Consider the following 12,261-nt stretch of genomic DNA (forward strand, 5'->3'; position numbering starts at 1 on the left):
TCGATTTCAGCAGCGGTTCAGGATGATAGGGGTTTGTTTCCCTAGAATCGCGGGATCGGGCGCCGGTCAACCGGCGTCCAGCCAGCGTCTCGCGATACGCAGTGGACTGCCCGCCGATGAGCCCCTCCCGCCACCGACAAGAATCGACAAACGCAGGAGCGTGGGCCCGTGGCGCAGCCTGGACGGCACCGGTTTCTCACCATCACGGAGCTTTCCCATGTCTGCAACGTCCCTGGCGACCGCCCTGGTCGTCCCGTTTGAACATCTGAGGATGACCGATGTCGAGGTGGTCGGCGGCAAGAACGCCAGCCTCGGCGAAATGATCAGCCAGTTGAGCGCTTCCGGCGTGCGCGTGCCCGGCGGGTTCGCGACCACCGCGCTGGCGTTCCGGCGTTTCCTCGAGCACGGCGGGCTGACCGCGAAGATCAACGCGTGCCTGGACGCGCTGAACGCCGACGACGTCAAGGCGCTCGCCGAAGCCGGCGCCGAGATCCGCGGCTGGGTGATCGACGCGCCGTTCCCGGCCGATTTCGAGGCCGCGGTGCGCGAAGCCTTCGCCAGGCTCGAGGGCGACGGCCCGGCGGGCAGCTTCGCGGTGCGCTCGTCGGCCACCGCCGAGGACCTGCCCGACGCCTCGTTCGCCGGCCAGCAGGAGACCTTCCTCAATGTGCATGGCATCGAGGACGTGCTGCACAAGATGAAGGAGGTCTTCGCGTCGCTCTACAACGACCGCGCGATCAGCTACCGCGTGCACAAGGGCTTCGCGCATGCCGATGTCGCCTTGTCGGCCGGCGTGCAGCGCATGGTGCGCTCGGACCTCGGCGCCGCCGGCGTGATGTTCACGATCGACACCGAGTCTGGCTTCGAGGACGTGGTCTTCATCACCTCGAGCTACGGCCTCGGCGAGACGGTGGTGCAGGGCGCCGTGAACCCGGACGAGTTCTACGTGCACAAGCCGGGGCTGAAGGCCGGCAAGCAGCCGATCATCCGCCGCTCGCTCGGCTCGAAGCTGATCCGCATGGAGTTCGCCTCCGATGCCGAGCGCGCGGCCAGCGGCAGGCTGGTGCGCACGATCGACACGCCGCCCGAGCAGCGCAACCGCTATTCGCTGAATGACGCGGACGTGACCGAGCTGGCGAAGTACGCGCTGGTCATCGAGCAGCACTACAACCGCCCGATGGACATCGAGTGGGGCAAGGACGGTGTCGACGGCAAGCTCTACATCCTGCAGGCCCGCCCGGAGACGGTGAAGAGCCAGGCCGCCGGCCAGGTCGAGTTGCGCTACAAGCTCAAGGGCCACAGCACGGTGCTCGCCGAGGGCCGCGCGATCGGCCAGAAGATCGGCACCGGCCCGGTGCGCCTGGTGCAGTCGATCGCCGAGATGGACCGCGTGCAGCCCGGCGACGTGCTGGTCACCGACATGACCGACCCGAACTGGGAGCCGGTGATGAAGCGTGCGTCGGCGATCGTCACCAACCGCGGCGGCCGCACCTGCCACGCGGCGATCATCGCGCGCGAGCTCGGCATCCCGGCGGTCGTCGGTTGCGGGGACGCCACCGACAAGCTCGCCGACGGCGCGCTGGTGACCGTGGTCTGCTCCGAGGGCGACACCGGCTTCATCTACGACGGCCTGCTCGAAACCGAGGTCAGCGAGGTGCGCCGCGGCGAGCTGCCGTACTGCCCGATCAAGATCATGATGAACGTCGGCAACCCGCAGCTGGCGTTCGACTTCGCGCGCATCCCGAACTCCGGCGTCGGCCTGGCGCGGCTCGAGTTCATCATCAACAACAACATCGGCGTGCACCCGAAGGCCATCCTCGACTATCCGAACGTCGATCCGGACCTGAAGAAGGCGGTCGAGTCGGTGGCCCGCGGTCACGCGTCGCCGCGTGCGTTCTACGTCGACAAGCTCGCCGAAGGCGTCGCCACCATTGCCGCCGCCTTCTGGCCCAAGCCGGTGATCGTGCGGCTGTCGGACTTCAAGAGCAACGAGTACAAGAAGCTCATCGGCGGCTCGCGCTACGAACCGGACGAAGAGAACCCGATGCTCGGCTTCCGCGGCGCGTCGCGCTACATCAGCGGCGAGTTCGCCGACGCCTTCGGCATGGAGTGCGAGGCGATCAAGCGCGTGCGCAAGGACATGGGCCTGACGAACGTGGAGATCATGGTGCCCTTCGTGCGCACCGTTCGCCAGGCCGAGCGCGTCGCGAAGCTGCTGGCCGACCGCGGGCTCGAACGCGGCAAGGACGGCCTGAAGCTGATCATGATGTGCGAGGTGCCGAGCAACGCGATCCTCGCCGAGCAGTTCCTCGAGCACTTCGACGGCATGTCGATCGGCTCGAACGACCTGACGCAGCTGACCCTGGGCCTGGACCGCGATTCGGGCCTCGAGCAGCTGGCCGAGGACTTCGACGAGCGCGATCCGGCGGTCAAGGCGATGATCTCGCGCGCGATCGCGGCCTGCCGCGCCACCGGCAAGTACGTCGGCATCTGCGGCCAGGGGCCCAGCGACCATCCCGACTTCGCCGACTGGCTCGCGTCGGAGGGCATCGTGTCGATCTCGCTGAACCCGGACTCGGTGGTCGACACCTGGGTCCGGCTCGCGGCCCGCTGAGGCGAGGCGAGGGCGGCGCTTGGGCCTCTCGGACGACACCGGCCAGCCGCCCGCGCCGCAGACCACCCGCAGCTTCGCCCGCAGCCTGCATCGGCGCTACGCGCTGTTCACGGTCGGCGTGGTGGTGTTCGTGGTCGTGCTCGCGCTCGGCGAGCGCAGCGGCTGGCCGCGCCACGGCATCGGCGCGAGCTTCCTGATCGCGACGGTGCTGATCTACGCGGCGATCGGGCTGCTCAGCCGCACCACCGACGAGGCCGAGTACTACGTCGCCGGCCGCCGCGTGCCGGCGATGTACAACGGCATGGCCACCGGGGCGGACTGGATGTCGGCCGCGTCCTTCATCGGCACGGCCGGCGTGCTGTACCTGCAGGGCTTCGCCGGGCTCGCCTACATCCTGGGCTGGACCGGGGGCTTCTGCCTCGTCGCGCTGCTGCTCGCACCTTACCTGCGCCGCTTCGGCCAGTACACGGTGCCCGACTTCCTCGGCGCACGCTACGGCGGCCGGATGCCGCGGCTGATCGGCGTCGGCGCGACGGTGCTGGTGTCCTTCGTCTACGTCGTCGTGCAGGTCTACGGCGTCGGGCTGATCACCTCGCACCTGACCGGCTTCAACTTCGAGATCGGGATCTTCGTCGGCCTCGGCGGCGTGCTGGTGTGCTCGTTCCTGGGCGGCATGCGCGCGGTCACCTGGACGCAGGTCGCGCAGTACATCGTGCTGATCATTGCCTACGTCGTGCCGGTGCTGTGGCTCAGCGTCAACCAGACCGGATCCTGGCTGCCCTGGTTGAGCTACGGGCAGCAGCTGGCGGTGATCACGCAGCGCGAGGGCGAACTGCGCGCCGATCCGCGCGAGCTCGAGGTGCAGCGCCTGTGGTCGCAGCGTGCCGGCGAGGCGCGCCTGAAGCTGGCCGACGTGCCGGCGGCGATGGTCGCCGATGCCGAACGGCTGGCGCGCGAAGCAGGTCGGCTGCGCGCCGAGAACGCGCCGCTGGCCGACATCCAGCGCGCCGAGCGGGCCTTGCAGCGCCTGCCCCGCACGGTGGCCGATGCACGAACGGGCTACCAGCGCGAGCTGGCGCTGGCCGAATCCCAGGGCCGGCCGATGGCCGGACTCGCCTCGCAGACCGAACCCTTCGCGGTCGCGCCCGGCAGCACGCAAACGGGCGAGGAGCCTCGGCGCAACTTCCTCGCGCTGGTGTTCTGCCTCATGCTGGGCACGGCGGCGATGCCCCACGTCCTGACGCGCTACTACACGACACCCGGGGTCGCGTCGGCCCGGCGCTCGGTCGGCTGGTCGCTGTCGTTCATCGTGCTGCTCTACCTGTGCGCGCCGGTGCTCGCGGTGCTGGTGAAGTACCAGGTCTTCACCGAGCTGGTCGGAAGTTCGTTCGGATCGCTGCCCGACTGGATCCGGCGCTGGTCCAAGCTCGACTCGGGGCTGGTATCGGTGCAGGACATCAACGGCGACGGCATCCTGCAGCTCGCCGAGCTGCGGCTGGCCGGCGACACGATCGTGCTCGCGGCGCCGGAGCTCGGCGGGCTGCCGCTGGTCGTGACCTACCTCGTCGCCGCAGGCGGGCTGGCCGCGGCGCTTTCCACCGCGGACGGCCTGCTGCTGACGATCTCCAACGCGCTCTCGCACGACCTGTACTACCGGGTGCTGAATCCGCGCGCATCGGCGGTCAAGCGCGTGATGCTGTCGAAAATGATGGTGCTGGTCGCCGCGGTCGCCGCCGCGTGGGTGGCATCGCTGCGCATCGCCGGCATCCTGCCCTTCGTCAGCGCCGCGTTCTCGCTGGCGGCAGCCGCCTTCTTTCCCGCGCTGGTGCTCGGCATCTTCTGGCGCGGCGCAACCCGCGCCGGCGCGACGGCCGGCATGCTGGCCGGTCTGGCCGTGTGCGCGGGCTACATGATCGCCGGGCTGCCGGCGGCGCGTCTCTGGCTGGGCCTGTCGCCGCAGCCGCTGCGCTGGTTCGGCATCGACCCGGTCTCGGCGGGCGTGTTCGGCGTGCCGGCCGGCGCCGCGGCGCTGGTGATCGTCAGCCTGCTGAGCCGGCGGCCGAGCGGGGCCGAAGCCTCGCTGGTCGAGCAGTTGCACGGGCCTGCGGTGGGCCCTGCCGTGGTCGACCGGCCGCCGCTCGCGCGAGACGGCACGCGCGGGCTATAATCGCCGGCTTTTCCGGGCTCGACCCTCGTCCAAATGGGGCGAAAGGGGCCGAATCCGACTTGCCGCACCGGCGTTCGACGCCGCCGGGCGGCTTCCGATCCACGGAACCCACAAGGAGTGTTCATGCGTCATTACGAGATCGTGCTCGTGATCCACCCGGATCAAAGCGAGCAGGTTCCGGCCATGCTGGAACGATACAAGGGCATCGTGACCGCCGCCGGCGGCAAGGTGCACCGGGTCGAGGACTGGGGCCGCCGCCAGCTGGCCTACATGATCCAGAAGCTCGCGAAGGCGCACTACGTGTGCCTGAACATCGAGATCTCGCAAGAGGTCCTGAACGAGCTGGAGACCGGCTTCCGCTACAACGACGCCGTGCTGCGTCACCTGACCGTGGCCAAGGCCAAGGCCGAGACGACCCCGTCGGTGATGATGAAGGCCGTCGAGAAGGAAGAGGCCCGCAAGGCCGCCCAGGAGACCAGCGCCTGACGACGGCACCCGCCGCGACCGCCGTGCCGGCCGCGCCCGCGATGAACCGACTGGTTCTCTCGGCGCAGCTGGTCGAACGAGGTGCGATGCGCTACACGCCCGCCGGACTGCCGGCCCTCGACCTGAAGCTCCAGCACGAGTCGACGGTCACCGAGGACGGTTCCCCCCGCCAGGTCTCGATGGAGATCAAGGCCCTGGGGATCGGAGCGATCACGCAGCACCTGTCGGCGTTGGCCCTGGGCAGTTCCGGCACCTTCGCCGGCTTCCTGGCCACCGCACGCAACGGACGCGGCCTGCTGTTCCATGTCACCGCACTGGACCACTCGACCAACGAATCTCAAGTTTGAAAGAGGTGCACCATGCCCCCGCCCCGTGGTAAAGGCAAGTTTTCCAAGGACCGCAAGCCCAAGCGCAACCAGCAGTCGCTGCTGTTCAAGCGCAAGCGCTTCTGCCGCTTCACCGTCGCCGGTGTCGAAGAGATCGACTACAAGGACGTCGACGTGCTGCGCGATTTCGTCGGCGAGAACGGCAAGATCACGCCGGCCCGCCTGACCGGCACGCGCGCGTTCTACCAGCGCCAGCTGACCACCGCGATCAAGCGCGCCCGCTTCCTGGCGCTGCTGCCGTACAGCGACCAGCACCGCGTCTGAGCGAGGAGAGAACAACATGCAAGTGATCCTGCTCGACAAGGTCGCCAACCTGGGCAACCTGGGTGACGTGGTCAAGGTCAAGGACGGCTACGCCCGCAATTTCCTGATTCCGACCAAGCGCGCCCGCCGTGCGACGGAAACCGCGATCAAGGAATTCGAGGCCCGCCGCGCCGAGCTCGAGAAGGCCGCCGCCGACAAGCTCGCCGGTGCGCAGTCGCTGGGCGAGAAGCTCGCCGGCAAGACCGTGACGATCGCGCAGAAGGCCGGCGTCGACGGCCGCCTGTTCGGCTCGGTGACCAACGCCGACATCGCCGACGCGCTGAAGAAGGCCGGTTTCGACATCGCCAAGGCCCAGGTGCGCCTGCCCACCGGTCCGCTGAAGACCGTCGGCGAGCACCCGGTGTCGGTGGCCGCGCACACCGACGTGGTCGTCGAGATCGCCGTTCACGTGGTGCCCGAAGCCGAATAAGGCTTCCGCTCCGCGTTCGAAGGGCCGGCACCGCCGGCCCTTTTTCATGGGTGTGCGGTTTTCCACCGCTGTGCACCGAAGCTCCCCCGCTCATCCACAGCACTGTCCACAGGCTGGCGCGAAGGGCGGCCGTATCATCGCCAGCGCCCATGTCCGCCGTCTTCCGCTCCGCTGATTCCCCACCCGCCGACGACGAGGTCGCGCGGCTGCGCATCCCGCCGCATTCGAACGAGGCCGAGCAGAGCGTGCTCGGCGGCCTGCTGCTGGACAACCTGGCCTGGGACCGCGCCGGCGACCTGATCACCGACAGCGACTTCTACCGCTACGAGCACCGCGAGATCTTCAACGCCATCGCCGCGCTGATCAATGCCAGCAAGCCGGCCGACGTGATCACGGTGTACGAGCGCCTGCAGAGCAACGGCAAGGCCGACGCCTGCGGTGGCCTCGCGTACCTCAACGCGCTGGCGCAGAGCGTGCCCAGTGCCGCCAACTTGAGGCGTTATGCCGAGATCGTGCGCGAGCGCGCGATCCTGCGCAAGCTGATCTCGGCGTCCGACGAGATCGCCACCAACGCCTTCAACCCGCAGGGCCGCGCGGTCTCGCAGATCCTCGACGAGGCCGAGGGCCGGATCTTCAAGATCGGCGAGGAAGGCTCGCGCGGCAAGCAGGGCTTCCTCAGCATCAGCCAGCTGGCGGTCGAGCTGATCGACCGCGTCACCGAGCTCGCCGAGAACGGGGCCGAGGACGTCACCGGCGTGCGCACCGGCTTCTACGACATGGACCGCATGACGGCCGGCCTGCAGAAGGGCGACCTCGTGATCCTTGCGGCGCGTCCCTCGATGGGCAAGACCGCGTTCGCGCTGAACATTGCCGAGAACGTCGCCGTGCAGGAAGGCCTGCCGGTGCTGGTGTTCTCGATGGAAATGGGCGCGTCGCAGCTGGCGCTGCGCATGGTCGGCTCGCTCGGCCGCATCGACCAGAGCGGGCTGCGCACCGGCCGCATCAAGGACGACGAGTGGGGGCGCCTGACCGAGGCGGTCGACAAGCTCGCCAAGGCGCCGATGTACATCGACGAGACGCCGGGCCTGAACCCCGCGGAACTGCGCGCCCGCGCGCGCCGCATGGCGCGCCAGCACGGCACCGTCGGCCTGATCGTCATCGACTACCTGCAGCTGATGAGCGGCACGTCGAAGTCCGACGGCGAGAACCGCGCGACCGAACTGTCGGAGATCTCGCGCGGCCTGAAGGCGCTGGCCAAGGAGCTGCAGTGCCCGGTGATCGCGCTGTCGCAGCTGAACCGCTCGGTCGAGACCCGCACCGACAAGCGGCCGATGATGAGCGACCTGCGCGAATCCGGCGCCATCGAGCAGGACGCGGACGTGATCATGTTCATCTACCGCGACGAGTACTACAACAAGCCCGACGGCCCGACGCCGACGAAGGAGCCGGGCGTCGCCGAGATCATCATCGGCAAGCAGCGCAACGGACCGGTGGGCACGGTGAAGCTGGCCTTCATCAAGCACCACACGAAGTTCGACAACCTCGCCCCGGGCTCGTTCGGCAGCGGCGAATACTGAAGCGGCCTTGCCGCTCGGTCCGGTGGATCGAAGCGGCGGGGTCTGGGTCCTGGACGGATCCACAGGTGCTGTATATATTCACAGCATGCGTCGGATCCCCATCGTCCCGGCGGCCGGCGAAGCGCCGGCCACGCCCGGCCACGCGCCGGTCAAGGGGCGCGGCACCGCGTGGGCGCTCGCGCATCGCTTCAACCGCGACCAGCGCGAAGCCTTCGACGACGGCTGGGGCACGCTGGAGCAGGCGGCTTCGGAAGAAGTGTTGCCCGTGGGCACACAGGTGCTCGAAGAACACGTCAAGACCATCCTTGCCGGCAACGATTCGCCGGACATCGGCTTCGACCTGTCGATCAACCCGTACCGCGGCTGCGAGCACGGCTGCATCTACTGCTACGCCCGGCCGACGCACAGCTACCTGAACCTGTCACCGGGCATCGACTTCGAGACCCGCATCATCGCGAAGGTCAATGCCGCGGAGCGCCTGCGCCAGGCGCTGTCCGCGCGCGCCTACACGCCGCTGGCACTCAACATCGGCTCGGCGACCGACTGCTACCAGCCGGTCGAGCGCCGGCTGGGGATCACCCGTTCGGTGATCGAGGTGCTGAAGGACTTCAACCATGCCTTCTCGCTGATCACCAAGTCCGCCGGCGTCGAGCGCGACCTCGACCTGATCGCCCCGATGGCCGAGCGGCGGCTGGCCGCGGTATACCTGTCGATCACTTCGCTCGACCCGGCGCTGGCACGGGTGATGGAGCCGCGCGCGGCGGCGCCGCACCGGCGGTTGAGGGCGATCGAGACGCTGGCCAAGGCCGGCGTGCCGGTGGGCGTCAGCGTGTCGCCGGTGATCCCGTTCCTCAACGAACCCGAGCTCGAGCGCATCCTCGAAGCGGCACGCGAAGCCGGCGCGACCTCCGCCTTCAGCATCGTGCTGCGCCTGCCGTGGGAAGTGAATCCGCTGTTCCAGGATTGGCTGCAGCAGCACTTTCCGGACAAGGCGCTTCGCGTGATGGCCCGGCTGCGCGAGATGCGGGGCGGCAAGGACAACGACGCGCGCTTCGGCAGCCGCATGACCGGGCAGGGGCTGTGGGCGCAGCTGCTGCGGCAGCGTTTCGAGAAGGCGTGTGCGCGGCTCGGCTACAACCGCCAGCGCGTCGAGCTCGACCTGACGCAGTTCCGACGTCCGGGTCCGCTCGAGGACGACGGCACGCCGCGCCAGGCGTCGCTGTTCTAGGCGCGGATCGCCGGCGTCTCAGGTCCGCAGCACCAGGCCGCCCGGCGAACGGCCGGTGCGGCGCACGCCGGCCAGGTGCGTGATCGGCTGGCAGAAGCGCTTCTGCAGGGTGGCCGCTTCGGCGAGCAGCGAGTCGCGGTCTTCGATCGCCTCGGCGTGGCGCCGGGCGACGAGGCCGGCCATCTCGATCAGCTTCGCGTTGCGCGTATCGGTGCCCTTGCTGAGCAGCGATTCGACCGCCGAACGCGGCTTGCCGCGCACCGAATGCGCCATCGCCTCCTCGGCGATCGCTGTGATCTCGGCCTGGCAGCTGCGGATCGTCGACAGCAGCGGCTCCTTGCGCTGCGCCGACGCGACCAGCACCTCGGTGACCGCCTTCGAGACGCAGAAGCGCATCGCGATCGTGCGCGCCAGCTGGTCGAGCTCGCCGGCCGGCACGTCCTTCTCGGGCAGGCGGGTCCACAGCGCGAGCACGATGTTCGAGGCCTCGACATCGAACGCGTCGCTGTTGATGCCATCGGCCAGATCGCGGGCGACGGCGATCGCCTCGTCGACGTTGCGCGTCATCAGCAGGCGCAGCGCACTGGCGGCCTTCTCGAGCCGCTGCAGGCGCTTCGATTCCGGATGCCGTTCGCAGAAGCGCTTGATCTGGTCGTGCGCGACGACCAGGCCCTTCGGATCGGCGGTGTCGTAGCGCAGGAAGGCGATCAGCAGCAGCGTCAGCGCATCGAACAGCTTGCTCTTGATGCCCATGCCGGCGGTACGCTCCAGCAGCCGCAGCGCTTCCTCGCGCTCACCCTGGTAGAAAGCCAGCGTGCCGCAGTGCTGCAGCCGCAGCAGGCAGCCCGGCGTCAGCTGCGACGCGGTACGGTAGGTGACCAGCGCCTGCGCCAGTTCTCCCTGGTCGACCTGCAGGCTGCCCAGCACGTCGTAGGCGTCGGCATGCTCGGGGCATTCGCGCAGCAGCGCCTCGACGCTGCGTCGCGCCGGGTTCACTTCGCCGGCGGCGAACTGGGCCCGCGACACGCCGAGGCGGGCCCACGGGATGTTCTTTTCCTTGGCAACCGTGTCGTAGACCTGGCGTGCGTCGTCGTGGCGGTCCAGCTTCAGCAGCAGCTCGGCGGCCAGGCGTGCGCAGAACAGCCAGTACGACTCGCGGCCCTGGTAGCGGCGCAGGCAGATCTTCACGGCAACGTCCAGCTGGCCGCGTTCCATCGCGTCGAAGATGTCGCACAGCACGCGCTTGCGGCGGCGCGCCTCGATCAGGCGTTCGCCGAGCGCCTGCGCGGTGTAGGGCTTGAGCAGGTAGCTGTCGAGCGCGGATTCGGCCGCCTCGACCACCTTCGAGTAGGTGGCGTCGCCGGTGACCATGATGAACACGGTCGAGTACGGCAGCTGGTTCTCGCGCCGCAGCTCGTCCAGCAGGTCCTGGCCCGACATGTCGGTGCCCTCGAAGTGGTAGTCGCACAGCACGATGTCGTACGGGCGCTGCTCGAGGGCCAGGCGCGCTTCGGTGACGCGGCCGGTCTGCTTGACGTGGCCGACGCCCAGGTCGCGCAGCTGCGCGGCCATCACGCTGCGGGAGGTGACGTTGCTGTCGATGACCAGCGCGTGCGCCTGGTCGATGTCGCGGTCGATCAGCACGCCGGGACCCACCTGGTGGGGTCGGCGGCGCGCCGGGGTGCAGCGGAGAGGGAAGCGGTCAGGGACAGCATGGAGTACGCCTGGAGCGGTTGCTGTCTGCGATATCGGCGGCCGCGGCCGCGGCCTTGAGCCTGCGGCCGCGGCTGGAATGCACCAATTGCGCGCGTTTACCGGCGCAATTCGGCCGGCTTGCCGGCCGCGCGGGCGATCAGGACGGGTGGGGGCGGGCCGGTGGCCACGCCCATCCGCTTACTTGAACAGGTCCTTGACCCGGTCGGTCCAGCTCTTGGCGTTCGGCGAATGTTTGTCGCCGCCCTTCTTCAGCGATTCGTCGAGCTCGCGCAGCAGCTTCTTCTGGTGCTCGGTCAGCTTGACCGGCGTCTCGACCGCGACGTGGCAGTACAGGTCGCCGGGATAGCTCGAGCGCAGGCCCTTGATGCCCTTGCCGCGCAGCCGGAAGGTCTTGCCGTGCTGCGTGCCCTCGGGCAGCTCGATCTCCGCCTTGCCACCGAGCGTGGGCACCTCCATCGTGCCGCCGAGCGCGGCGGTGATCAGCGTCACCGGCACCGTGCAGTGCAGGTCGTCGCCGTCGCGCTCGAAGATCTCGTGTTCCTTGATGCGGATCTCGATGTACAGGTCGCCCGCCGGGCCGCCGTTGGTGCCCGGCTCGCCGTTGCCGGCCGAGCGGATGCGCATGCCTTCGTTGATGCCGGCGGGGATCTTCACCTCCAGCGTCTTCTGGCGCTTGAGCTTGCCGGCGCCGTTGCAGGTGGTGCAGGGCTCGGGGATCACCTTGCCCGAGCCATGGCAGTGGGGGCAGGTCTGCTGGATGCTGAAGAAGCCCTGGCGCATGTGCACCGTGCCGGCGCCGTTGCAGCTGGTGCAGGTCTTCGCGCTGGTGCCGGGCTTGGCGCCGGTGCCGTGGCAGGTGTCGCAGGTGTCCCAGCTGGGGATGCGGATCTGCGCGTCCTTGCCGCCGGCCGCTTCCTCCAGCGTGATCTCCATCGCGTACGACAGGTCGGAGCCGCGGTAGACCTGCGGTCCGCCGCCGCCGCGCCGGCCGCCGCCGTTGAAGATGTCGCCGAAGATGTCGCCGAAGGCCTCGGCGAAGCCGCCGAAGCCTTCGGGGCCGCCGCGGAAACCGCCGCCCATGCCGGCGGCGTTGGGGTCGACGCCGGCATGGCCGTACTGATCGTAGGCCGCGCGCTTGGGCGGCTCGGAGAGCATCTCGTAGGCCTCCTTGGCCTCCTTGAACTTCTCCTCCGCCTTCTTCGCGTCCTCACCCTGGTTGCGGTCAGGGTGGTACTTCATGGCCAGCTTGCGGTAGGCCTTCTTGATGTCGTCGTCTGTGGCGTTCTTCGGAACGCCGAGCACGTCGTAGTAGTCGCGCTTCGCCATGGAAAACCTTCAGCTGTCGGAAATGAAC

The 12,261-nt window shown here is 68.9% G+C and carries 10 protein-coding genes; 8 read left to right on the forward strand and 2 right to left on the reverse strand.

Going from position 1 to position 12,261, the window contains the following annotated elements:
• Window positions 1-217: 217 nt before the first annotated feature.
• The 8 genes from ppsA to P1K89_RS13910 all read left to right on the forward strand — a co-directional run bounded on the left by ppsA (window position 218) and on the right by P1K89_RS13910 (window position 9,191).
• Window positions 218-2,614, forward strand: coding sequence for a phosphoenolpyruvate synthase (gene ppsA / locus P1K89_RS13875; protein WP_284617029.1), 2,397 nt, complete (start codon window positions 218-220; stop codon window positions 2,612-2,614).
• Between the two features lie 19 nt (window positions 2,615-2,633).
• A complete protein-coding gene (locus tag P1K89_RS13880) occupies window positions 2,634-4,781 on the forward strand; it encodes a VC_2705 family sodium/solute symporter (RefSeq protein WP_284617030.1) in 2,148 nt (715 codons plus the stop codon).
• A gap of 123 nt (window positions 4,782-4,904) precedes the next feature.
• Complete coding sequence (gene rpsF / locus P1K89_RS13885) at window positions 4,905-5,267, forward strand: 30S ribosomal protein S6 (protein ID WP_284617031.1); 363 nt, start codon at window positions 4,905-4,907, stop codon at window positions 5,265-5,267.
• 41 nt (window positions 5,268-5,308) lie between these two features.
• The gene (gene priB, locus P1K89_RS13890) at window positions 5,309-5,614 is read left to right on the forward strand and encodes a primosomal replication protein N (protein ID WP_284617032.1); all 306 of its coding nucleotides are present in this window, start codon (window positions 5,309-5,311) and stop codon (window positions 5,612-5,614) included.
• 12 nt (window positions 5,615-5,626) lie between these two features.
• Complete coding sequence (rpsR, locus tag P1K89_RS13895) at window positions 5,627-5,917, forward strand: 30S ribosomal protein S18 (RefSeq protein WP_284617033.1); 291 nt, start codon at window positions 5,627-5,629, stop codon at window positions 5,915-5,917.
• A 16-nt stretch (window positions 5,918-5,933) separates the two neighbouring features.
• Window positions 5,934-6,386, forward strand: a complete 453-nt coding sequence (gene rplI / locus P1K89_RS13900; RefSeq protein WP_284617034.1) for a 50S ribosomal protein L9 — start codon at window positions 5,934-5,936, stop codon at window positions 6,384-6,386.
• A 149-nt stretch (window positions 6,387-6,535) separates the two neighbouring features.
• Window positions 6,536-7,963, forward strand: a complete 1,428-nt coding sequence (dnaB, locus tag P1K89_RS13905) for a replicative DNA helicase (RefSeq protein WP_284617035.1) — start codon at window positions 6,536-6,538, stop codon at window positions 7,961-7,963.
• 85 nt (window positions 7,964-8,048) lie between these two features.
• The gene (locus tag P1K89_RS13910; protein WP_284617036.1) at window positions 8,049-9,191 is read left to right on the forward strand and encodes a PA0069 family radical SAM protein; all 1,143 of its coding nucleotides are present in this window, start codon (window positions 8,049-8,051) and stop codon (window positions 9,189-9,191) included.
• An 18-nt stretch (window positions 9,192-9,209) separates the two neighbouring features.
• On the opposite strand, the gene P1K89_RS13915 is transcribed toward P1K89_RS13910, so the two are convergent.
• Complete coding sequence (locus P1K89_RS13915) at window positions 9,210-10,835, reverse strand: response regulator (RefSeq protein ID WP_284617037.1); 1,626 nt, start codon at window positions 10,833-10,835, stop codon at window positions 9,210-9,212.
• A 249-nt stretch (window positions 10,836-11,084) separates the two neighbouring features.
• Window positions 11,085-12,233: a molecular chaperone DnaJ gene (gene dnaJ, locus P1K89_RS13920; protein WP_284617038.1), complete on the reverse strand. Its 1,149-nt coding sequence runs from the start codon at window positions 12,231-12,233 to the stop codon at window positions 11,085-11,087.
• Between the last annotated feature and the right edge of the window lie 28 nt (window positions 12,234-12,261).

The organism is Aquabacterium humicola, from assembly GCF_030167915.1.
In the GTDB taxonomy this organism is placed as follows: Bacteria; Pseudomonadota; Gammaproteobacteria; order Burkholderiales; family Burkholderiaceae_C; genus Pseudaquabacterium; species Pseudaquabacterium humicola.